This window comes from Rossellomorea sp. NPDC071047 (genome assembly GCF_050270195.1).
Classification (GTDB): domain Bacteria; phylum Bacillota; class Bacilli; order Bacillales; family Bacillaceae_B; genus Rossellomorea.
In genome coordinates, this window is the sequence record NZ_JBNNJT010000002.1 from 17,930 (window position 1) to 41,090 (window position 23,161).

Here is a 23,161-nt window from a genome sequence, read left to right on the forward strand (position 1 = left end):
CACAATAAATAAACCTTTTATTTTATAAGTATATTGACTTATGACTGTACGGTCAGTTATATTAGAATGTGTTATGACTAGTCGGTCAGAAAATGAGAGAAGGGACGAATAAAGAGTGAATAGTATTATCAATTTCGTACTCAAGAATAAGTTTGCCGTATGGTTAATGACCATCATCGTCATTATTGCAGGCTTATATTCAGGATTTAATATGAAACTCGAAACCTTACCAAACATTAATACACCGATTGTAAGTGTTACGACGGTGTATCCGGGAGCTACGCCTGAAGATGTAGCCGAAAAGGTTTCAGAACCAATCGAAAAACGTTTGAAGAATTTAAATGGGGTAAATGTTGTCAGCTCCACTTCTTATCAAAATGCTTCAGCCGTTCAAATAGAATACAAGTTTTCGAAAGATATGGACGAAGCAAAGACGGAAGTGGAAGATGCCCTTTCGGATCTTTCTTTTCCAGAAGGGGTAAATGAGCCGGAAGTATCAAGATTAAGCTTTAACGCTTTCCCGATCATCGCGCTCAGTGTAGCAAATGATGATCAATCTCTTGCTCAATTAACTTCGACTGTAGAAGAAACGATCGTGCCACAGCTTGAAGGAGTGGACGGAGTAGCATCTGTTCAAGTTTCAGGCCAACAAGTTCAAGAGGCACAAGTCGTTTTTGATCAAGAAAAACTTGCTGAATACGGCTTAACCGAAGAAACGGTCCAAAATATGATTAAAGGTTCTGATGTCACAGCGCCATTAGGACTTTATACGTTTAAAGACAGCCAGAAATCTGTGATGGTTGATGGAAATATTACGACGATTGAAGATTTGAAAGAAATGAAGATTCCTGTGACGCCTTCATCTGGCGGATCTATGGAAGCTCCACAAGGGCAAACACCTGGGGGGCAATCTCCTCAAGCTCCGCCTGCCGGTGAAGCACCTGCCGGCATGAAGATCCCGACCGTACAACTATCAGACATTGCTGATATCGAGCTGAAAGGGAAAGCCGAATCCATTTCCAGAACCAATGGGAAGGAATCCATCGGACTTCAAGTGGTGAAGACAGCTGACGCCAATACGGTAGACGTTGTAAACGCGGTAAAAGAAGAAGTGAAAGATTTTGAAAAAAGCTTGGATGGGGTTGAAATCATCTCTACCTTTGACCAAGGTGAACCCATCGAAGAATCTGTCAGCACCATGCTGAACAAAGCATTATTTGGTGCCATATTTGCGGTCATCATCATCCTGCTATTTTTACGGGATATTAAATCGACGCTAATCTCCGTCGTATCGATCCCATTATCGTTGTTAATCGCGATTTTACTTTTAAAACAGATGGATATCACATTAAATATTATGACTCTTGGAGCTATGACCGTAGCGATCGGACGTGTCATTGATGACTCCATCGTAGTAGTGGAGAACATTTACCGACGGATGTCCCTTAAAGGTGAGCTGTTGAAAGGAAAAGAGTTGATCCGGGAAGCAACGAAGGAAATGTTCGTTCCGATCGCGTCTTCCACGATTGTAACGATCGCCGTGTTCCTTCCATTAGGATTGGTTCAGGGGATGATCGGGGAACTATTCCTGCCATTTGCATTGACCATCGTGTTTGCCCTATTGGCTTCACTTCTAGTGGCAGTAACGATTGTGCCGATGCTTGCTCACTCGATGTTTAAAAAAGGTGTTGGGAAGAAGCATGTGGAAAAACAAAGCCGTTTAGCAATTTGGTACAAAGGCGTATTGAACTGGACGCTGAACCATAAAATCATCACGTCACTCCTGGCTGTCGCGATGCTGGTCGGAAGCTTGTTCCTGGTTCCGCTCATCGGTGTGAGTTTCCTGCCATCAGACGAAGAAAAGATGATCATGGCAACGTATAAACCGGAACCTGGTCAAACAGAAGAAGAAGTAAATCAAATCGCTCAAGATGCAGAAGAGTATTTCCAAGGGCGTAAAGGGGCTGAAACGATTCAGTACTCGGTTGGTGGAGAGAACCCAATGAGTCCGGGAAGCTCAAACAACGCAATATTCTATGTTCAATACAGTGATGAAACAGAGAATTTCTCTGAAGAAAAAGAACAAGTCATTAAAAAACTTCAAGAAACAACAGATAAAGGGGAATGGGCTTCACAAGACTTCTCCGCCAGTGCCGGCAGCAATGAAATTGTCGTGTATGTGTACGGTGAAACCCTGAAAGAAATCGAACCTGTTGTGAACGACATTCAAGCAATGATGAAAGATAAAGAAGATTTCAAAAAAGTGGGATCAAGTATCTCTGAATCGTACGATGAATATTCATTCATCGCAGACCAGGAAAAGCTGAGTGAGCTTGGCCTGACAGCGGGTCAAATCGCCATGGAACTTGGTCAGACACGTCAACGTCCTGTCCTCACCACCATTGAAAAAGATGGAGAAGAGGTAAATGTCTATTTAGACGTTGAAAAAGAGGAATACGAAAGCATCAACGACTTGACGGACAAAACCATCCAATCACCACTGGGCATGGAAGTACCGATTAAAGACGTCGTTGAAGTGCAGGAAGGCAAAACATCTGATACCGTTTCACGACGAGATGGGAAAGTATTTGCTCAAGTGAGCGGAGAATTAAAATCGGATGATGTATCAAAAGCATCACAAGCCATTCAAAAAGAAATCGAAGAAATCGATTTGCCAGCCGGTATCAATGTAGACATGGGTGGAGTAACAGAAGACATCCAGGAATCCTTCACACAATTAGGATTAGCGATGCTCGCAGCCATTGCCATTGTGTACTTGATCCTGGTGATTACGTTCGGTGGAGGTCTAGCACCGTTTGCCATTTTGTTCTCGTTGCCATTTACGATCATCGGGGCATTGGTTGGACTATTGATCGCAGGAGAAACAATCAGTATTTCCTCCATGATTGGTGCCCTCATGCTGATAGGTATCGTTGTCACCAACGCAATCGTCCTGATTGACCGGGTGATCCATAAAGAAAATGAAGGTCTATCAACAAGGGAAGCGTTACTGGAAGCCGGTGCCACCCGACTTCGCCCGATCCTTATGACAGCAATTGCAACAATCGGGGCACTGTTCCCATTGGCGTTAGGTCTTGAAGGAAGTGGGTTGATCTCTAAAGGACTTGGTGTAACCGTGATTGGCGGTCTGACAAGTTCGACACTATTAACACTTGTTGTTGTGCCGATCGTGTATGAAATCCTGATGAAAATTAAAGGGAAGATTGGTCGACGGAAGCGAAAGGCAGTAAAAGAGTAAGTTGAGGAAAGCAGTCCTGTTGCGGGGCTGCTTTTTTTCTTTAGGTTCCTTGTATATAAATTTTCTGAAAAATAGTATTGATTCCATCAAAAGTCTAGACTATAATAACATTAACGAAAGCGCTTTCGATGAAGAGGAGATAACAATGGTTACAATCTATGACTTAGCAAAACGGACTGGTTTTTCCAGTACGACAGTTTCTAAAGCTCTTAACAATTACACAGATGTGAGTCAGAAAACGAAGCAGAAAATCCTCGATGCAGCGGCTGAAATGGGGTATTTACCAAATGCCCACGCCCAGTCTTTATCGACAAAAAAATCCTGGACGATCGGTGTAATGTTCGCTGAGGACAACGAGGTCGGGATGAAACATCCTTTCTTTAGCGCCCTCATTGAAAGTTTTCGAAAGCATGTAGAACGGGAAGGCTATGATTTAATATTTGCTTCTCGCAATCTGCGCAATCGGGATACTAGTTATTTGGAGCATTTTATGTACCGTGCTGTGGATGGGATCGTCGTGATATGTTCAGACCCTAACGACCCGCAGGTTCAAGACATGATTAACAATCATGTGCCGATTGTCGTGATTGATATGAGCAATCAGAACTGCAGCGTCGTCTATTCCGATAATATTGAGGGAGGGAGGCTCGCAGTGAACTATCTTCATTCATTGGGGCATACAAGAATCGCTCATATTTCAGGAGATCCAGAGATCGATGCAGGAGCACAAAGGATTAAAGGGTTTTCTAAGGCCATGAATGATTTAAACCTTCCGATTCATCAAGAATACCTTGTGAATGGTGGATTGTTTTCCATTGAAGAAGGTAGAGCAGCAATGAAATCCCTTCTAGAATTGGAAACGATACCTACCGCTGTTTTTGTAGCAGGTGACCATATGGCCATTGGGGCAATGGAAGCCATTAAAGAAAAGGGGTTAAAAATACCGGAAGATATCTCTATCATCGGGTATGATGACATTGAAATGTCGGCCTATGTTACACCGAAACTAACCACAGTCAAACAAGACACGGATAGAATCGGTGCTCGTGCAGGACAGTTACTAATTAAACAAATGATTCAAAAGAAGAAACTCATAACAACAGAAATCATTCCAGTAGAACTAATTATTAGAGAATCATGCACATCTATTAAAAAAGAAAAAAATAATTGATTTTTATTTTTTAGTAATTCCGAAACCGGTTTCGGAATTTTTATAAGGGATGGAACGAAACCGCTTTCGAAACTATATTGAAAAGAACAAAGGGGGATAATGATGAAGAAGTTTTTAGGAATATTTATGACGCTTGTACTGCTGGCAGGGGTGTTGTCAGCTTGCTCCGGAGATTCCAAATCATCAGGAGATTCTAAATCAAGTAAAGATGTAGATTTGAAGATTTGGTCATTCACTGATGAGTTAAAGAAACCAATTACGAAATTTGAAGAGAAAAATGGTGTAAAGGTTGAATTGACCATTGTTCCGATAGCGGATTATCCGACAAAACTTAAGCCGGTACTTGAAAGTGGTGTGGGAGCACCGGACGTATTCACAGGTGAAATAGCCTTTCTGAAACAATGGGTAGACGCAGGGTACTGGGAAAACTTATCAAAAGATCCATACAATGTGGATGAAATGAAAGATAACTATGTTCCTTACGTATTCGATTTAGGTAAGGACAAGGATGGAAACGTAAGAGCCCTTTCATGGCAAACGACGCCTGGAGGCCTATTTTATAAGAGAAGTATCGCTAAAGAGGTACTTGGTACAGATGATCCAACTGAAGTTGGGAATATGCTCAACTCAATGGACAATGTATTTAAAGTAGCAGAGAAGATGAAGGAAAAAGGCTACAGCATGTTTCCTGATGAAGGATCCATCCGCTGGTTCTCGCAAGGAGACAATCCCCAACCTTGGGTGAACGACAAGAATGAGTTAAAGCTGACTGATCAGAAGATCGAGTTTATGGACTATGCTAAAAAACTACGTGAGAACAGTTATACGGCACTTGCAGCTGAATGGTCTCCATCATGGTTTGAAGCAATGGATAAGCCGATCAAAGTGAAAGAAAATGGAAAAGAGAAAGAAACTGAAGTGTTCTCTTATGTACTTCCGACGTGGGGTCTTCATAGTGTACTGAAAACAAATGTGAAGGAATCAGCAGGAGACTGGGCAGTAACGAATGGACCAAGCCCATACTTCTGGGGTGGAACATGGTTAGGAGTTTACGAGAAGTCAGAGAACAAAGAACTTGCTTATGACTTTGTAAAAATGATGACCCAGGAAGATGAATTCCTGACAGAATGGGCGAAAGAAACAGGGGATGTTCTGTCCTACCTGCCTGTAACAAACGAAATCAAGGGTGATTTCAGTGACGAATTCCTTGGCGGTCAAAATAACTACCAGTTCTTTCTGGAACAAGCGAAAGAAATCGAGCCTGGCATTGTAACGAAATATGACCAACAGCTCGATACATTCTATGGAAACGCAGTTCAGCAGTACGTAGACGGGAAGAAATCGAAAAAAGAAGCTGTTAAAGAATTCTATCAAAAAGCACAAAACGCATATCCGGATTTAAAAGTACCAAAAAACTAACGCGTAAAAATCAATGGCAAGTGGCATGGTCCATGCCACTTGCCAAATCTTCTAACAATTAAGGGGGGCTGGGGAATGAAGAAATTAGACCGATATGGTTATGTTTTTATTGCCCCGTTTTGGATCATCTTTTTAATATTTAGTATTTATCCCGTTGCGCTTACATTCTACTACAGCTTTACGAACTATTCAGGAAGCGGGACAGCAGAAGTTGTCGGTCTTGCCAACTATGCCCGGTTACTCTCGGACAGCTATTTTGTGGAAGCATTTTTTAACACATGGAAAATATGGGGGATCAATTTTGCCCTGCAAATAGGACTGGCCCTTGTACTCGCATTAATCTTCTCTGATATGAGAATGAAGTTAAAAGGTTTGGCATTTTTCAGATCGATCTTTTATTTACCTAATTTAATCACGATTAGTTCGGTCGCTTTGCTGTTCGGTATCTTACTGGACTGGCAGCATGGATCATTAAATATGATTCTATTAAATATAGGTCTTATATCAGAACCGATTAATTGGCTGAACGAGCCGACGACTGCACAGCTGTCTGTATCCCTGATCCTTACCTGGATGTGGTTCGGCCATTCGTTCATAGTGGTCATGGCGGGTGTTTCCGGAATTTCCAAGGACTACTACGAGGCTGCCTTGATCGATGGGGCAAACAGATGGCAGACCTTTACAAAGATCACCATTCCCTTATTAAAACCAATCTTACTTTATATCATGATCACATCCCTGATCGGCGGCCTTCAACTGTTTGATCTGCCGATGCTTCTGACAGACGGGATCGGTTCTCCGGATGGGTCACTGAATACGATGGTACTTTACCTGTACAATCAAGCATTCAAGTTTAACAATTACGGGTATGCATCAGCAGTAGCGTACGGATTGTTTGTCATTACCTTGATTTTCTCGGCGATTGTCTTTAAAGGGATGTACGGAAATGAACGCAAACAAGCAAGGAAGGTGTAAAGCATGTTGGGAAAAACAGCCGTTGAAAAAAACGTATCCACTCAGAAGATAGAAAAAACAAAACCCGAACTTCTGCCACATGAATCCAAACTAAAGACCAGAAACAACATTGTAAAGAGTATCATCTATATCCTGCTTGTGTTGATGGCGATTATTTGCTTCATCCCATTCCTTATGATGCTTGTGAACGCAACAAGATCGAATGAAGCGATCCTGTCAGGATTCACCTTGATCCCTGGCAGTTCATTGGTTGAAAACTATACCAATATGATGGAATACGTAAACATCTGGTCGGGTTTCAAGAATAGTCTGATCATCTCTGTCCTCACGACCGTATTATCAGGATATTTTTCAGCTTTGACTGCCTATGGATTTGCTTTTTACACATTCAGGGGGAAGAATTTCTTATTCGTCTTCATGCTTGTGATGATGATGGTTCCGGGACAATTGGGGCTTATCGGCTTTTATGAACTAAGTAAGAACCTGGGGATACTGGATTCCTTCATCCCACTGATCGTACCTGCGATCGCAAGTCCGTTTGTCGTGTTCTTTCTCAGACAATACATCAAGACGACTTTGCATCCAAGTCTAATAGAAGCGGCCCGAATCGACGGAGCGAGTGAGTTCAAGATTTTCCATACGGTGGCGATCCCGATCATGATGCCGGCTGTTGCAACGATGTCGATCTTCACGTTCATCGGATCATGGAATAACTACATCATGCCACTCGTGATCTTGTTCTCGCCTGAAAAATATACGTTGCCAGTATTGATGGGATTCTTGAAGGGGTCTCAAGTAGCACAAAATTTAGGATCGATGTATTTAGGGATTGCGATTTCAGTCGTACCAATCATGATTGCGTTCCTATTCTTATCTAAATATATCGTCAACAGCATTTCAGCAGGGTCAATCAAAGAATAGAGGAGAGAATGACATATGCATTTTGAGAAAACATTTACCTTTGGAACCGCCACATCATCGTATCAAATTGAAGGAGCACACCAGGAAGGGGGAAGAACTCCGTCCATTTGGGATATGTTCTGTGACATTCCAGGAAGAGTGTATAAGCAGCATAACGGTGATGTCGCATGTGATCACTATCATCGATTCGAAGAGGATATCCAGCATATTAAACGCCTTGGAGTGGATACGTACCGATTCTCCATTGCCTGGCCGCGCATCTTTCCAGAAAAGGGTAAGTACAATCAGGAAGGGATGAATTTTTATAAGAAGCTTGCGAGAAGACTTCAAGAAGAAGGGATCAAACCTGCTGTGACCTTGTACCATTGGGATCTTCCAATGTGGGCGCATGAAGAAGGCGGATGGGTCAATCGTGAATCGGTACAATGGTTCTTGGAATATGCGAGAGCATGCTTCACAGAACTTGATGCGGTCGTTGATTCTTGGATCACCCATAACGAGCCTTGGTGCGCAGGGTTCCTTGGTTACCATCAAGGGGTACATGCTCCGGGTCATACCAATATGGATGAAGCGGTGAGAGCTGTTCACCACATGCTGTTGTCCCACGGGAAAGCGGTGGAACTGCTGAAGAAGGAATTCAAGTCCGAGACGGATATTGGAATCACGCTGAACCTGTCACCGGTCTATCCAAATACAGATTCAGTAAACGATGCCCTTGCTGCGAACAATGCAGACGGGTATTCCAATCGCTGGTTCCTGGATCCGGTATTCAAGGGGGAATATCCTAAAGACATGATGAACTTATTCTCGAAATATGTTCATACTTATGACTTCATTAAAGAAGGGGATATGGAACTGATTTCAACGGAATGTGATTTCTTCGGGATCAACTATTACAGTCGTGGAATCGTCGAGTTCAGTGCGTCCCATGACTTCATGCATAAAGGAGCGTACTCCGATTATGAGAAAACAGGGATGGGCTGGGATATCGCCCCGAATGAATTTAAAGATCTCATCCGCCGCCTGAGACAAGTTTATACGGATCTGCCAATCTATATCACTGAAAACGGAGCGGCGTATGACGATGTGTTGGAAAATGGACGAGTGCATGATAAGGAACGTGTCGACTACTTGAATCTGCATCTTCAAGCCGTTTCTGACCTTAATGATGAAGGCATGAACATTCAAGGATATTATCTATGGTCACTGATGGATAACTTCGAGTGGAGCTTCGGATATGATAAGCGCTTCGGAATTCTTTATGTGGATTTTGATACACAAGAGAGAATTTGGAAAGACAGCGCCTTCCGATACGCTGAAATCATCCGTGATCATAAAGGAAAGCATGGTCTTCACACAAATGCTGAGGAAATTGCACAATGAATGCAAAGCAAGTAAAGGTGATTTTGACAGCCAAAGAAACTGGAGATCGGTTCTCTGAAAAAGAACCGGTTTCCTTTTCTTCTGATCAAGCTCCATCCGCTACTCATATCGAGCTTGATCCGGAGCGGAAATATCAAGAAATGATAGGATTTGGAGGCGCGTTCACCGAAGCAGCAGCATACAGCCTGTCACTCATCAGCCCGGAAAAGCGGGAAGCAGTCATTCACCGGTATTTCGATCCGGAAAAAGGTTTGGGCTATCGTTTAGGCAGAACACATATCAATAGCTGTGATTTTTCATTAGGGAACTATACGTATGTGGAGGATGGAGACACGTCGTTAGAAAGCTTTTCCATCGAACGTGAGAAGAAGCTCGTGATTCCTCTTATTCAAGAAGCGATGGAAGTGGCAGGGAGAGAGCTTTCACTTATGGCATCCCCATGGAGTCCGCCTTCATGGATGAAGACGAACGGCGAAATGAACAATGGCGGGAAGCTTTTATCAGAGTATGAATCTGTTTGGGCTGATTATTATTCTAAGTATATAGAGGCGATGGAAGAAGAGGGGATCCGGATCTGGGGCATCACAATCCAAAATGAACCGGAAGCAAAGCAGGTATGGGATTCCTGTCTGTATTCAGGAGCGGAAGAACGTGACTTCATCAAAAATCATCTAGGTCCGTCCCTGACGAAAAATGGGCATGATGATGTGAAGGTCATCATATGGGACCATAATCGTGATGTGATATATGAGCGTGCCCATGCCGTATTATCGGATCCTGAAGCAGCTAAGTACGTATGGGGAACTGGTTTGCACTGGTATGTTTCAGAGGAGTTTGAAAATCTTTCTAAAGTATATCATGCTTTTCCTGACAAGCATTTGATCTTTACAGAAGGGTGCATGGAAGGCGGGGTCCAAGTAGGTTCATGGGTTACAGGTGAGCGTTACGGCAGGAATATCATCGGTGACTTGAACAATTATCTTGAAGCCTGGATCGATTGGAATTTAGTATTGAATGAAGAAGGCGGGCCCAATCATGTAGGGAATTATTGTGATGCGCCGGTGATCGTAGATACTCAAACGGACGAGGTTCACTATAATAGCTCTTATTATTATATTGGACATTTTAGTAAATATATCAAGCCTGGTGCAAGACGTATTGGATGTCAAGTTTCCAATGACTCCATATTGGCTACGTCCTTTGAAAATCCAGATGGGGAAATCGTGTTGGTTGCTATGAATGCGAATCGCGGGAATGAAGAAATTTCAATATCCTGTGCTGAGGGATCGATGACTTCTAAGCTCCCTTCCCATTCTATAGCTACATTCATTATTCAATAGAAGATTGAAAGCAGCCCTGGGGAGGGCTGCTTTTTGTTAATCAAGCACCAACTCCATTTCCGTCACGCCCCCCTTCACATATTCCCCGGACAACCATCATAGAATAGACCATCTAAAACAAAGGCAGGGTACAAACATATGAGTTTGTTTTTAAGAGGTACATTGGTGCTGGTGGTGACGGCTTTTTTAGGTGAGTGTTTGGAGTTTGTGATCAATATGATTTTGGCACGGGAGCTTGGAGAGGCTGGGCTTGGCTCGTATATGTCGATTCTGCCGACTGTGTTTCTGATTGTGATTTTATCAAGCATGGAGCTGCCGATCAGTCTTTCCAAGTTCTTTGCCGAACGGGAAGAAAAGTATCATCGGGGCATGCTTCATTATGCTTTTCGATTTGCGGTCATCACGACGTGCATTCTCTTAATTCTCATGGTCCTCATATATGCCTGGACTCCTTTATTCGAAGGATACCACCCAGGGATTCGCTGGCTCATTTTGATTGTCATTCCCATTGTGGCGTTCACTTCGATCACGAGAGGCTATTTTATGGGGATCCAGCAGATGGGCAAAATTGCAGTTGCTAATTTTCTGCGTAGAGGAATTCAGCTATTTTTACTGGTTTCAATCTATAATTTTCTATCTTTTGGTATCAATACGTCAATCTTCATAGCCCTTGGGACGCTGATTGCCAGTGAGGTGGTGGTCTTTGTTTATTTAATTCATGCTTACGTACTCGAGATTAGGGGTAATAGAAAGAAGAGCCATTCTACATTATCAACAATTGAAATGAGAAAGTCGGTATTATCTGTATCTATTCCGACGACGGTGCTGCGGATTTTTCACGCTCTGACCCATGCGGTTCAACCATTTTTGATAAAATGGGCGTTAGTTCTTTCAGGCATGGGGGCTCTTGAGGCGAACGAGCATTTCGGGATGCTGGCTGGAATTGCCCTTACAATCGGCTTCTTCCCGTCATTTATTGCTTTTTCCATGTTAATCGTGTTAATTCCGACTGTGTCGGAAAAAGTGTCATCAAAGGACTTTGATGGAATCCTGACCCATCTTAAGCAGGTAATGTGGATTACATTAGGATATGGTATTCCTGCAGTATTCATATACTATTTGCTTGGGGACTATATTACAGAAACGTTCTTTCATTCTGTGGCATCGGCCTATTATTTGAAGCTGCTCTGGCCGTATTTTCTTTTTCATTTCCTGGTGTTTCCACTCCAAGCCTTTTTAATCGGACTGGGATTGGTGAAGGATGCTCTCCTTCATACCATATGGTCGAGTGTATTTTCTTTTTCACTGATATACTTGCTCGGATCCCGTTTTGGAATGGAAGGAGTCATTCTTGGAATGAATGCGGGAGCCGTTCTGATCACCATGCTTCATTACTTTACAATATGTAGAGAATTGGAAACGACTCTTTGGTTAAAACCTGGAATTAAACTGTAAACTATACAAAAACACAATGTGCCCTTTTGAACCTCTTTGTTTTGCACAAAGAGGGACAAATCTTATATCCTGGTAACACGTACATAATATCTACTGTTATGATGGCCTGATTTCATAACCTTCAAAGGAGAAAGCTATGATCGATTCTATTTTATTCAACATCATGTTAGTCGGAGTACTCGGGATCGCTTCCCAATGGATTGCCTGGAGATTCAGGCTTCCTGCCATCGTCGTCATGTCGATTGTCGGACTGCTGGTGGGACCTATATTTGGTCTCATCAATCCAAAGGACGATTTTGGGGAAGTATTCAAACCCATTATATCAATGGCGGTTGCCATCATCCTTTTTGAAGGGAGCTTAAATCTTAATTTTCGAGAGGTAAGGGGATTAGGCAAGCCTTTATTTAGAATTGTGACCTTTGGAGCTTTACTCGCTTGGATATTAGGTTCACTTGGTGCTCACTATGTAGCCGGTTTGTCCTGGGCTGTTTCCTTTGTGATTGGTGGGTTATTCATCGTCACCGGTCCAACTGTTATACTGCCGCTACTTAGACAGGCAAAGCTTAAACCAAGACCGGCAGCTATCCTGAAATGGGAAGGAATAGTTGTCGATCCATTCGGTGCACTTCTCGCTGTATTCGCTTTTGAAATCATCAACTTTTTAATAAGCGATGACGTAACAGGTTTAACCTTATTACTGTTCTTTGCGGCTTCCCTATTTGCCGTGGTCTTTGGATGGGCACTGGGGAAATTCACAGGATTCATTTTTGAAAATGGACATGTACCGGAGTTCTTGAAATCACCTGTTGTTTTTGCCTTGGTTCTTGCCTGCTTCACAGTTTCAGATCAGATCACACATGAAACGGGACTGTTAGCCGTTACAGCGATGGGGATGACCCTTGCGAATATGCATATCTCATCCATTGACGATATGCGCCACTTTAAAGAAAACATTTCGGTTCTGCTCATATCTACCATTTTTGTCATGCTGACGGCATCATTAACGGTAGACACGCTTTTACGAATCTTTAACTGGAACATCGTCGCATTCGTCCTGCTTATGCTCTTCATTGTCCGACCATTATCTATTTGGTTGTCCACAATAGGGACGGACCTCTCTAATAAGGAGAAATTGCTTGTTGGGTGGATTGCCCCCAGGGGAATTGTCGCACTTACGGTCTCAAGTTATTTTGCTTCAGTTCTATTGGAGAAAGGCTTTGAGGATGCAGCCATACTGACGTCCCTGACTTTTGCTCTGGTATTCTCTACAGTATGTGCACATGGCTTCTCCATTAAATGGCTTGCGAAAAAATTGGATCTTGCCATTGATGAAAGGCCGGGAGTTATGATTGTGGGAGGAAGTAAATTCAGTACGGAATTTGCCAAGACCCTTCAAGACCTGAAGATTCCGGTCTTAATTTCGGATTCATCCTGGCAGAGATTGTTTTCGGTCAGAAAAGCTGGAATCCCGTTCTACCGTGGTGAAATCTTATCCGAACAAACGGAATACTATCTGGATATGACGCCGTATGAATACATGATTGCGGCTACAGAGCTTGATTCTTACAACGCTCTCGTCTGTACGACATTTGTTCCTGAAATCGGCCGTAATAACCTATTCCAACTGAGTTTGCGCAGCCAGCGGGACGATGATCTTGAAGACATGGTCCATACGATTGGCGGACGGATCTTATTCCAAAACCATGTGACGTGGGAAGAGCTGAACAAACGTGTCGAACGTGGAGACGTATTCAGAAAAACGAATATTACTGAAAAGTACACCTTTGAATCTTATCTGCAGGAGCGGGATGAGAACACATTATTAATGTTTGCCCTTAAACCTGCAGGCAGAATCGAGTTCTTTACGGAAGGTGCTTCACCTAAGATTGAACAGGGAGATGTGATTGTCAGTCTTACTCAGCCCTGTAAGGAAAAGAATAAGATTCAGGAGAAACTGACGGTTCAACGTGAAAAAGAAATCATAAAAGCTCAAAATGAAACGAATCAAGAAAGCGCCGACTAAGTCGACGCTTTCTTTTTGCGGAATTTTACTTCTTTCCGTTATATTGTTCCCCCAGTAACTGTTTCACTTGATTATACGTCAGCCCTGAATGCTGATTGAGTCGTTTAACCTCATCAATATCCGTTCCGGAACGAGTGACGTTTCTCTTCTGCTGGTTCATACAACACACCCCCTATCACTTAATGTAAGTCATCGGAAGGCATCCTATACAAAAATAGAAGACCTGAGGGACGGACCTTCGTTTACTTTGCTTGTCGTGTTCTCTTATACACCAGGTCAAAGATGAGGATGATAATGGCGAGTGCAAAGGCGGTATAGGAATAGGTTGAGTGTTCTGCCATGTTCTTTACTCCGATACCGACAAAAGCCCAGACAAACACAAGCGGATACAGCATGTCATGCTTTCCGATGCGGAACCAGAACGCGAGTACCGTAGCGACAATCAGCCCAAGATAAGCCCACACCAATTCAGAAATGCCGAATCCGTTCCAGCCGATGTCCGTCAAGTAGTACGTAATGTTCACAATCGTGGCAACCGAGATCCAGCCTAAATATATAGAAAAAGGGGCTATATCCAGGAGGGACGGACCTGTACTCTTCACCCGTCTATAAAGGGCAATAAGAGTTGAAAGAAGTCCAATCATGATAAATACCGAAATGAGAAAGTAATTGTAGTGCCAAACGAATATCCATGCTGAATTCAATAAGCAGCTCAGGATGAATAGTCCGCTTGTTTCCTGATATAGGGGAAGGTTTCTTCTGTCTTTAGGGAACTGGCGGATGATCCAAATCGCGAGCAGCAGATAAATCAGGCTCCAGATCGAAAAGACATAACCAGCCGGAGTAATCATGATATCAAGCCTATCACTGATTTCCCCCGTTGATTGATTATTCAGAGGCAAAGTGACAGCCAGCGTATTCATCAAAATCACTAAAGAGAATGCTAAAATATTCAAGATCAGTTTCATTGAGTGTACCCCCTGTAAGTAGTGGTGTTATATACTATTCCACTCTTATCAGATTAAAAACCAAATGAAGAGAGTTAGGCAAAAAGGATTAATGAACGCTCTTTTCTCAAATGTTGTTGTCTTTTTAAATAAGCTCTGCAAGGCTCTGTCAATTAGTGTGTGCTGGATGGTGAGGGGAACTGCTTCGCTTTCCGCGGACGTTCGGCCGAGCCTCCTCAGCTTCGCTTCCGGGGTCTCGGCACGTCCGTACTTCCGCAGGAGTCTACGCAGTTTCCCTCACCATCTTCGCAAGAATTTTCGTGACAGTGCTACAAGTTGTCCAAAAACAATTAACTAGAAAACAAAATTCTTATTGTTTTTATTGATTTCTATTAAGGATACATGCTTAGAAAGTTGATTGGAGTGGAAGGATGATCGACTCCTGCGGGAATAGCTGGACAGGTGAGACCCCGGAGGCGTAGCCGAGGAGGCTCACCGCCAGCCCCGCGGAAAGCGAGCATCCTGTAGCGGAAATCAACTATTACTTTCTTCTGTAAAATAGCACCAAACGTCACCAAAAGAACCTTAGTGAAAGATCAGGAAGGATTTAAGGGATTTATCGAGAATTAGAAATAGGATAGGGACAATGAGAAAATCTATTAGGGGGACATTATGGACCGTACAAATCATACATATTCGGATGTTTGGGATTTAGATGTTTTTTTCCAAGGAGGAAGTGAATCAACGGAATTCAGAAAGCATCTCGATACATTAGAGAAAAAGAAAAATGACTTTGCAGAGAATGCACTGGCATTCCACCCGCCTCAATCGGCTAACGATGCTGACCTGGTGTGGAACCTGATTGAAGAAGCAAAGGAAGTGATGCTGTATTTGCGTCAGGCAGGTGCCTTCGTGAGCTGTCTAGAAGCTCAAAATATGCATGACCGAAAAGCAGATTCTCTCCGCGCTGAAGTGACAAGCCAGAGTGCCGACTTTTCTTCTACTTTTACAAAGTTTCAGCAGCAGCTTTCAGATTGCAAAGAGGAAATCTGGAGTGAATTGCTTCAGCATGATCAGCTGAGTGAGATTACGTTTGTCCTGAACGAGTGGCGACAAAAAGCGAAAGATAAGCTGTCCAGCACAGAAGAGTCACTGATCCAGGCGTTGGCCGTCGATGGCTATCACGGCTGGGGACAGATGTATGACACGATCGTGGGGGCCATGGAAATTGAACACGATGGAAAAAAGCTATCGGTCGGTCAGGCAAATAACCTGCTCTCAAGTCCAGATGCCAATACGCGTAAAGAGGTTTTTGAAGAGTTAGAGAAAGCCTGGGAACAAAATGAGGAACTCTTTGCACGCACCCTTAATCACCTGGGCGGCTTTCGCTTGAATGTCTATAAGAAGCGTGGCTGGGACGAATTGATGAAGGAGCCACTGGAATATAATCGTATGAAGCAAGAAACGCTGGATGCCATGTGGGGAGCTATTTCAAAGCATAAGCAGCCTTTCGTTCAGTACCTGGAAAGAAAAGCGAAATTGATCGGGAAAGACCGACTCGATTGGTACGACCTTGACGCACCAGTGGCAGAGTCGACGAGCACCATGTCATATGACGATGGGGCAAAATTCATTCTGAAGCAGTTCGCCCGGTTCGGGGAAGAGATGGCCCAGTTTGCTGAAAAAGCATTTGAGAACCAGTGGATAGAAGCGGAGGACCGATCCGGAAAACGTCCGGGTGGATTCTGCACATCCTTCCCGTTAAGTGATCAATCCCGTATCTTCATGACGTATTCAGGGACTATGTCGAATGTCTCCACCCTTGCACACGAGCTGGGGCATGCGTTTCATTCCTATGCATTAAAACCGATGCACACATTGAATCGTAACTACGCCATGAATGTGGCAGAAACCGCATCCACCTTTGCTGAAATGATCGTCGCGGATGCTGCCGTAAAAGAAGCGGAGACAAAGTCCGAAAAGATTGCCCTGGTGGAAGATAAACTGCAGAGGAGTGTTGCGTTCTTCATGAATATCCATGCCCGCTTCTTATTCGAGACACGATTCTATGAAGAACGTAAGAAGGGGATTGTATCTGCTGATAAACTCAACGAACTGATGGTGGACGCTCAGAAGGAAGCATTCTCAGACTCCATTGGAGAGGTTCATCCGCGCTTCTGGGCATCGAAGCTCCATTTCTATATTACAGGAGTGCCGTTCTATAACTTCCCATACACCTTTGGATACTTGTTCTCACTGAGCATTTACGCTAAAGCCCTCGAGTCGGATGAAAGCTATGAAGATAAATACATGGCGTTACTCCGTGACACCGCGGTCATGAATGTCGAAGAGCTGGCGATGAAGCACCTCGGTGAAGACATCACCAAAGAAGCCTTCTGGGAAAAAGGCATCAAGCTATGCATAGCGGATGTGGAAGAATTTCTTGAGTTAACAGAATAAAGTTGGCAGGGTCCGTTCCATTTTGGGGACGGACCTTGTTTTTTTTGAGTGGAACGACTTTATCGACCGTTTATCAACCGTTATACAAATTAATCGACCGTTAAAAAATATATCAACCGTATTTTCAACATATCGACCGTTCTACGAAAAACGACAAACTTCGTAGCCTCCAAAATCCCAATAAACGACAAGTCCTACCACCCCTAAGCCTCAAGTCTGATACGAAAATAAAGCTCAGGCTCGTTATGGGAAACCCGGAAAATAGATAGGATAGAGACATGAAGAAGAAAGGAGGCAATAACATATGAAGAAATTTGGATTGCTTTTAGCAGGAGGGATTGCAGCCATTGTCCTGCTTGCGAATTTAGGACCAATCGTGGGGCTCGCCATCTCTTTAGTGATCATGTATTACAGCTTTAAAGGGTTTGTGAAAACAGACTCAACAATGAAGAAGATCTTATGGGCACTGATCGGTCTTGCGGCATTCAGTGCTTCGATATCCAACTTCCCGGCGATCATCGGGTTGGTAGCTCTATACGTTCTGTATGTGATCTATAAGAACTGGAAAACAGAAGAAGTCATTATAGAAGAAAAATCATCGGATCCATTCACTAATTTTGAAAGAGAATGGTCACAATTAAAAAACTAAAGGAGAGAATACAATATGGCAAACTTATTTCAACGAATTAAAAATACAGTCATGTCCGACCTGCACGAAGCATTAGATAAAAAGGAAAAGAAAAATCCAATAGCCGTGTTGAATCATTATTTAAGACAGTGTGAGCAGGAAGTAGAAAAAGTAAGTAAGCTTGTTGAAAGACAATATCTATTAAAAGAAGAATTCCAAAAAGAGTATCAGCAGGCTTCTGCTTTAGCCGACAAACGAAAATACCAGGCTGAGGTTGCATCGAAGGCAAATGAAGAAGGTCTGTATGAATTTGCCCTCCAGGAACAAAAATACTATGAAGAACGCGCCGTGCGCATCCAGGATTCGAAGTTGAAAGCAACGAAAGAGCTTGAAGAGCTGGAGAGAAAATATGAAGAGATGAAGCACAAGCTGAAGGATATGTACATCAAGCGGATGGAGCTGATGGGAAGAGAGAATATTGCCCGTGCCCATAACAAGGTGAATTCTGTGCTTGAATCGTCTTCCGGTTATAACAACCAGGCGTTCTCTAAATTCGATGAAATTGAAACATACTTAGATCATTTAGAGCATGGAGTGAACTCCTCTTATTATCGAAATACGATTGACGCAAAGATCGCTAAATTAGAAAAAGAAGTGAAAAAAGAGGAAACGGAAGCCATTCCTTCATAAAACATGGTATTCTAATCTATGAAAACGAATAGTAACGATAAAAAGGGGGAGCCCGAATGGGTTCACCCCGTTTTATCATCATATAAAATCCGGATATGGTTTTATGCACTGAATCAGAAAATATGATCAAAATACATAACCAGAAAGGAGGAACCCCCTTGTTCAATCGTTTACGCTCAGACGGGATCAGCTGGATCATCTTAATCGGAACCCTTTTAATACTGTTGGAAGTATCATTCTACGATGGGGGGGTTCTCGTCTTTCTCTCGATTGCGGCCTTCTGTATCTATATTGGAAGAAAGAAGCTTCCGAGTACTCTTGGAAAGATCCTGCTGTGGTTTGGGATCATCAGCTTAGCGATCAATATCTTTAATACAGTAGCGTTTAAGTTTTTATTGTTTGCCATCCTTCTATTTATCATCGTCCGTTTTGCTGATTCGAAGAAACATCCTAAATACATCACTCCGACGATTAAGGAAACGTTCACCCACACAAGTGAACCACTCCTCATGAAAAAGTCCGCTCTTCAAAACGAATGGTTCGGGCCGAAACGGACTCCGGAAGACGTATATGAATGGAATGATATCAACATTCAGGGTGTGATCGGAGACTCGGTCATCGATATTGGAAATACGGTGCTCCCTAAAGGCACGTCCGTCGTTTCGATTCGAAACATTTTAGGCAATATTGAAATATTGATTCCGTATGATGTGGAAGTGAGTGTTCATCACTCGGTACTTGCCGGCTCGATTGAGATTTTTGAACAAGTGGAGCCGAAAGCGATCAATCAGTCCCTTTATTATCAAACTCCGGGATATGATACGGCTGTCCAGCGGGTGAAGATTGTCACCTCGATGTGGATCGGGGATTTAGAGGTGAAGAGAATATGAGCTCAGTCAGTAAGCAGATTGTTGCAGGCATTCTCTTTTCCCTTGGGATGGTGATGTTTTTATCGCTGTCATATTTTTATTTGTATCCCTTGGAGGATTGGTCCCTTTTATGGGAAGTGGAGATTATGGATATACCGGGAGCAGGGTTTATCCTCGTTGTAAGCATCCTTATCGGAATCGTGTTCGGCATCCGGACAGGATTGAAGGATAAACGGCAGTTAAGGGAGATTGAAGATGCCCTGATGAATGTGGAGCAGGGCCGCTCGATCAATTTTCCGGAAACGGCAACCTCAGAAGTGCAGCAGGTTTGGAAAAAGGTTGATGCGTTAGGGAAGCATCTCACGGATCAAGCGCGATATTCCCAGAAGCTTGCCAATGAAAAGGCGGAGGAGCAGGAAAAGAGGATCCAGGAAATCGTTTCCCAGGAGCGGAACCGTTTGGCAAGGGAATTACACGACTCGGTCAGTCAGCAGCTATTTGCAGCATCCATGCTGATGTCAGCCATCACGGAAACAGCCTCACCTGGACGAACGCCTCATGAAGAAAAGCAACTTAGTATGGTGGAGCAGATGATTCATCAGTCTCAGCTTGAAATGAGGGCTCTCCTCCTTCATCTTCGCCCCGTTGCGTTGAAAGGAAAAAATCTTCAAGAAGGAATGAAGGAGCTGCTGGTCGAATTGGCTCAGAAGGTACCCCTTGATATCGAGTGGAAAATAGAAGACATGAGTCTTGATAAAGGAATCGAAGATCATCTCTTCAGGATTCTGCAGGAGTCGGTTTCAAACACCCTGAGACATGCGAAGGCGACTTCCTTGGATATTCGATTGATCAAAAGAGAATCCATTATCATTTTACGGGTAGTGGATGATGGTCAGGGCTTTGATGTGAACGAATCAAAGGTGACAAGCTCCTATGGGCTTCAGAATATGAGGGAGCGGGCCATTGAAATCGGTGGTACGTTTAAAATCATCAGTGTACCGAATAAGGGGACACGCTTGGAAGTGAAGGTTCCCGTTGTGGAGAATGAAGGTGAAAAAAATGATTAAAGTGGTATTTGTAGATGATCATGAAATGGTAAGGATCGGGGTTTCTTCTTATCTATCGGCTCAGGCGGATATTGATGTCGTCGGGGAAGCGTCGGATGGGAAAGAAGGCGTTCAGCTTGCCCTCGAGCTGCGGCCGGATATTATTCTTATGGATCTTGTGATGAAAGAAATGGATGGCATCCAGGCAACAAAGGAGATCATTCAAGAGTGGCCGGACGCAAAGATCATCATCGTCACCAGCTTCCTGGATGATGATAAGGTGTACCCGGCCCTGGAAGCAGGCGCGGTCAGTTATATGCTGAAAACGTCGAAAGCAAGTGAGATTGCCGAAGCGGTACGTAAGACGTACAACGGCCAATCGATTCTCGAACCTGAAGTCACGGGGAAAATGATGACGCGCATGAGACAAAAGACCGTTTCTCATCCCCATGAAGAGCTCACCAACCGCGAACTGGAAATCCTTCTCCTGATGACACAAGGGAAAACGAACCAGGAAATTGCCGATGAATTATTCATTGCCCTGAAAACAGTGAAAACACACGTAAGCAATATCCTCTCCAAGCTCGGAGTCCAGGACAGGACCCAGGCTGTGATTTATGCTTTTAAACATGACTTAGCTAAATAAATGAAGAGAAAGTGACCCAAAAAGAAAACTTTTTGGGTCACTTTTTCGTATAAAAAGAAGAAAGCAAACGGATCTCCTTCCCAAAATGGCAAGCATGAGAATCCAAGCGTGAAATATACATCAGATAAGGAGTGGTGCCATTTTGGTAACAAGAGCGAAAAAAATACAAATCTTTCATCAACGCAAGGAGGAATAATGGTAGAATAAGCGATATATTGTCAAATATTGAAAAATAATCGGTAGGGGGATATGACGTGAACGCAAAATTTAGTAAGCCTAAAGGGTTCGGTGAAATACTGGACCACACATTTCGATTGAGCAAGAACCGCTTTAAAGACTTTTTTCTTATTTTCCTTATTCTGTTAGGGCCTGTTTATTTACTGCAGGCACTCATTGAACTGGCAGCAGGGGTTAGCTTCTTTAGGACTGTCGGTACCGGGGAAACCTGGTTCGATGGGATTGTCAACAGCTTTTCAGGTGAATTTACGGACGAAGGGGGTCCAGAAGTAAATCTGGCAGCAGAGCTTGGTACAGGTCTCATTGGACTTATCAGTATCATTCTGGCTCCAATCGCTCAAGCGGCGATTTTATTTGCCCTTAATCATATGAGAAAAAATGAAGAATTTACGGTGAAGCTTGTGATAAAGGAAGCATTCTCCCGTTTTTGGCCGATTATCGGAAGTAGTCTCCTATTTGGAGTGATTGTATTCGGTATCGTATTTGTTCCGATCTTCACGATCGGTTTTGCCGGGGTATTCGGTGCTGCACTTTTGGAGCCGGGCGTCGGGATTGTGGTCGCCGGAGTTGTCCTGTTGCTTGCATTCGCGGTTGCAGTAGCTTACATCTTAACTCGTTGGAGCTTTTATTTTGGAGCGGCAGCCATAGAAAATGATGCACCTGGTCTCGGCAGGAGCTGGAGGCTGACGAAGAAGCGTGGATGGATCCTTCTTTTATTATTCATTGTCTTCGGCTTGATTATAGGAATCGTAAGTTCAGCCTTCGAATTAACGTTTGGGTTGGTGTTAGGGAATAGTGTCCTGTACGGCATGATTGTAAACGTTGTGACTTTATTTACGTCGATGCTGTTCGCCGTTGGTTTCGGGGTTATGTTCCTTGATCTTAAAACGAGACATGATGCAGATGATCTAAATGAAATGATCGATGATTATAACACTATTCAATAGAATCATGCTTCTGTGAAAGAATGAAGTATCCAGTCTGGCTACGGAGGCATCATGCTTCCGGGCTTTTGATCTGAAAGCTAGGTGAAGAAAGTGATGAATGAGAATAGAGCAAAGGATCAATTAGAAGAAATCCTGGATGGGGAGGAATATAAGGCCTATCACGATGAATCTCAGGGACTGCTCGCCGGTTGGTGGGAGAAGGCAAAGGAATGGCTTTCAGAACAGCTGCAAAAACTGTTCCCTTCTCTTGAACCGACAGGCGGGGCGGCATCGGGCATCCTGATCACGTTGATTGTCATTGGCGTGGCCATTCTCCTCGTCGTAGCATTCTTCGCCATTCGAAACGGAGTCCGAAAACGGAAATTCCGTTCGAATAAACCACTCCAATCCATGAATGAGATGGAGTGGTCCTATGATAGACATTTAGAAGAAGCTTATAAACAAGAGGGGCTTGAAGATTATTCGAAAGCAACCCGCCATATGTTCCTGGCCCTTCTTTTATACTTTCATGAAAGAGACTATCTCGAAGCAAAGGTCTGGAAAACAAATTGGGAGTATTATGATGAACTGCGTAAAGTGAATCGGGATTGGGCAGAGCGCTTCTACAGGCTGGCCCTTCTGTTTGATGAGGTGGCTTATGGTGAGCGGGAAGTGGAGGAAGAAGAGTATCTTCCCTATAAACAGGAAGCTCTAAGCTGGTTGGAACATGAAACGGATTCACAGCCTTACGGATAAGAGAAAGGAG

General features: G+C 43.5%; 19 protein-coding genes. 17 read left to right on the plus strand and 2 right to left on the minus strand.

Annotated elements, in window-relative coordinates; translation table 11 throughout:
- Positions 1–115 precede the first annotated feature (115 nt).
- The 9 genes from ACQKFO_RS07860 (at position 116) to ACQKFO_RS07900 (ending at position 13,946) form a co-directional block, all read left to right on the plus strand.
- Positions 116–3,259 (plus strand): efflux RND transporter permease subunit, encoded by a 3,144-nt coding sequence (locus ACQKFO_RS07860; protein ID WP_427597834.1) that lies wholly within the window; start codon positions 116–118, stop codon positions 3,257–3,259.
- Between the two features lie 145 nt (positions 3,260–3,404).
- The gene (locus ACQKFO_RS07865; RefSeq protein WP_427597835.1) at positions 3,405–4,430 is read left to right on the plus strand and encodes a LacI family DNA-binding transcriptional regulator; all 1,026 of its coding nucleotides are present in this window, start codon (positions 3,405–3,407) and stop codon (positions 4,428–4,430) included.
- 102 nt (positions 4,431–4,532) lie between these two features.
- Entirely contained in the window at positions 4,533–5,849 is a 1,317-nt protein-coding gene (locus ACQKFO_RS07870; RefSeq protein WP_427597836.1) for an ABC transporter substrate-binding protein, read from the plus strand.
- 75 nt (positions 5,850–5,924) lie between these two features.
- Positions 5,925–6,824: a carbohydrate ABC transporter permease gene (locus tag ACQKFO_RS07875; protein ID WP_148995020.1), complete on the plus strand. Its 900-nt coding sequence runs from the start codon at positions 5,925–5,927 to the stop codon at positions 6,822–6,824.
- A gap of 144 nt (positions 6,825–6,968) precedes the next feature.
- Complete coding sequence (locus ACQKFO_RS07880; RefSeq protein ID WP_262371858.1) at positions 6,969–7,745, plus strand: carbohydrate ABC transporter permease; 777 nt, start codon at positions 6,969–6,971, stop codon at positions 7,743–7,745.
- A 15-nt stretch (positions 7,746–7,760) separates the two neighbouring features.
- Positions 7,761–9,128, plus strand: a complete 1,368-nt coding sequence (locus ACQKFO_RS07885; RefSeq protein WP_427597837.1) for a GH1 family beta-glucosidase — start codon at positions 7,761–7,763, stop codon at positions 9,126–9,128.
- Positions 9,125–10,468 carry a glycoside hydrolase family 30 protein gene (locus ACQKFO_RS07890; protein ID WP_427597838.1) on the plus strand — a complete coding sequence of 448 codons (1,344 nt, stop codon included), beginning with the start codon at positions 9,125–9,127 and terminating at the stop codon, positions 10,466–10,468. The genes ACQKFO_RS07885 and ACQKFO_RS07890 overlap by 4 nt, the downstream gene beginning before the upstream one ends.
- Positions 10,469–10,606: 138 nt before the next feature.
- Positions 10,607–11,923, plus strand: a complete 1,317-nt coding sequence (locus tag ACQKFO_RS07895) for an oligosaccharide flippase family protein (RefSeq protein WP_427597839.1) — start codon at positions 10,607–10,609, stop codon at positions 11,921–11,923.
- A gap of 136 nt (positions 11,924–12,059) precedes the next feature.
- On the plus strand, positions 12,060–13,946 hold the full coding sequence (locus ACQKFO_RS07900) for a cation:proton antiporter (protein WP_427597840.1): 1,887 nt from the start codon (positions 12,060–12,062) through the stop codon (positions 13,944–13,946).
- Between the two features lie 25 nt (positions 13,947–13,971).
- Here ACQKFO_RS07900 and ACQKFO_RS07905 read toward each other — a convergent pair whose 3' ends face one another.
- Positions 13,972–14,106 carry a hypothetical protein gene (locus ACQKFO_RS07905; protein ID WP_427597841.1) on the minus strand — a complete coding sequence of 45 codons (135 nt, stop codon included), beginning with the start codon at positions 14,104–14,106 and terminating at the stop codon, positions 13,972–13,974.
- Between the two features lie 82 nt (positions 14,107–14,188).
- A complete protein-coding gene (locus tag ACQKFO_RS07910; protein ID WP_427597842.1) occupies positions 14,189–14,914 on the minus strand; it encodes a TspO/MBR family protein in 726 nt (241 codons plus the stop codon).
- Positions 14,915–15,565: 651 nt separating this feature from the next.
- Between ACQKFO_RS07910 and ACQKFO_RS07915 the strand changes: the two genes are divergently transcribed.
- From ACQKFO_RS07915 to ACQKFO_RS07950, 8 genes are all read left to right on the plus strand, one after another.
- A complete protein-coding gene (locus tag ACQKFO_RS07915) occupies positions 15,566–17,353 on the plus strand; it encodes a M3 family oligoendopeptidase (RefSeq protein WP_427597843.1) in 1,788 nt (595 codons plus the stop codon).
- A 304-nt stretch (positions 17,354–17,657) separates the two neighbouring features.
- A complete protein-coding gene (locus ACQKFO_RS07920; RefSeq protein WP_427597844.1) occupies positions 17,658–18,002 on the plus strand; it encodes a flagellar basal body rod protein in 345 nt (114 codons plus the stop codon).
- 15 nt (positions 18,003–18,017) lie between these two features.
- Entirely contained in the window at positions 18,018–18,671 is a 654-nt protein-coding gene (locus ACQKFO_RS07925; RefSeq protein WP_427597845.1) for a PspA/IM30 family protein, read from the plus strand.
- Positions 18,672–18,829: 158 nt separating this feature from the next.
- Entirely contained in the window at positions 18,830–19,561 is a 732-nt protein-coding gene (gene liaF / locus ACQKFO_RS07930; protein WP_427597846.1) for a cell wall-active antibiotics response protein LiaF, read from the plus strand.
- Positions 19,558–20,607 (plus strand): sensor histidine kinase, encoded by a 1,050-nt coding sequence (locus ACQKFO_RS07935; RefSeq protein WP_427597847.1) that lies wholly within the window; start codon positions 19,558–19,560, stop codon positions 20,605–20,607. The genes liaF and ACQKFO_RS07935 overlap by 4 nt, the downstream gene beginning before the upstream one ends.
- Positions 20,600–21,232, plus strand: a complete 633-nt coding sequence (locus tag ACQKFO_RS07940) for a response regulator transcription factor (protein WP_113968787.1) — start codon at positions 20,600–20,602, stop codon at positions 21,230–21,232. The genes ACQKFO_RS07935 and ACQKFO_RS07940 overlap by 8 nt, the downstream gene beginning before the upstream one ends.
- 254 nt (positions 21,233–21,486) lie before the next feature.
- Positions 21,487–22,416, plus strand: a complete 930-nt coding sequence (locus tag ACQKFO_RS07945) for a hypothetical protein (protein ID WP_427597848.1) — start codon at positions 21,487–21,489, stop codon at positions 22,414–22,416.
- A gap of 93 nt (positions 22,417–22,509) precedes the next feature.
- Entirely contained in the window at positions 22,510–23,151 is a 642-nt protein-coding gene (locus ACQKFO_RS07950; protein WP_427597849.1) for a DUF4129 domain-containing protein, read from the plus strand.
- Positions 23,152–23,161: the final 10 nt, after the last annotated feature.

What these genes read in the sequence shown, in the direction of transcription:
- ACQKFO_RS07875 (WP_148995020.1), top strand. Translation starts at nt 5,925, where the DNA reads ATGAAGAAATTAGACCGATATGGTTATGTTTTTATTGCCCCGTTTTGG.
- ACQKFO_RS07920 (WP_427597844.1), top strand. Translation starts at nt 17,658, where the DNA reads ATGAAGAAATTTGGATTGCTTTTAGCAGGAGGGATTGCAGCCATTGTC.
- ACQKFO_RS07885 (WP_427597837.1), top strand. Translation starts at nt 7,761, where the DNA reads ATGCATTTTGAGAAAACATTTACCTTTGGAACCGCCACATCATCGTAT.
- ACQKFO_RS07940 (WP_113968787.1), top strand. Translation starts at nt 20,600, where the DNA reads ATGATTAAAGTGGTATTTGTAGATGATCATGAAATGGTAAGGATCGGG.
- ACQKFO_RS07935 (WP_427597847.1), top strand. Translation starts at nt 19,558, where the DNA reads ATGAGCTCAGTCAGTAAGCAGATTGTTGCAGGCATTCTCTTTTCCCTT.
- ACQKFO_RS07915 (WP_427597843.1), top strand. Translation starts at nt 15,566, where the DNA reads ATGGACCGTACAAATCATACATATTCGGATGTTTGGGATTTAGATGTT.
- ACQKFO_RS07910 (WP_427597842.1), bottom strand. Translation starts at nt 14,914, where the DNA reads ATGAAACTGATCTTGAATATTTTAGCATTCTCTTTAGTGATTTTGATG.
- ACQKFO_RS07950 (WP_427597849.1), top strand. Translation starts at nt 22,510, where the DNA reads ATGAATGAGAATAGAGCAAAGGATCAATTAGAAGAAATCCTGGATGGG.
- ACQKFO_RS07925 (WP_427597845.1), top strand. Translation starts at nt 18,018, where the DNA reads ATGGCAAACTTATTTCAACGAATTAAAAATACAGTCATGTCCGACCTG.
- ACQKFO_RS07905 (WP_427597841.1), bottom strand. Translation starts at nt 14,106, where the DNA reads ATGAACCAGCAGAAGAGAAACGTCACTCGTTCCGGAACGGATATTGAT.
- ACQKFO_RS07865 (WP_427597835.1), top strand. Translation starts at nt 3,405, where the DNA reads ATGGTTACAATCTATGACTTAGCAAAACGGACTGGTTTTTCCAGTACG.
- ACQKFO_RS07895 (WP_427597839.1), top strand. Translation starts at nt 10,607, where the DNA reads ATGAGTTTGTTTTTAAGAGGTACATTGGTGCTGGTGGTGACGGCTTTT.
- ACQKFO_RS07870 (WP_427597836.1), top strand. Translation starts at nt 4,533, where the DNA reads ATGAAGAAGTTTTTAGGAATATTTATGACGCTTGTACTGCTGGCAGGG.
- ACQKFO_RS07890 (WP_427597838.1), top strand. Translation starts at nt 9,125, where the DNA reads ATGAATGCAAAGCAAGTAAAGGTGATTTTGACAGCCAAAGAAACTGGA.
- ACQKFO_RS07880 (WP_262371858.1), top strand. Translation starts at nt 6,969, where the DNA reads ATGGCGATTATTTGCTTCATCCCATTCCTTATGATGCTTGTGAACGCA.
- ACQKFO_RS07900 (WP_427597840.1), top strand. Translation starts at nt 12,060, where the DNA reads ATGATCGATTCTATTTTATTCAACATCATGTTAGTCGGAGTACTCGGG.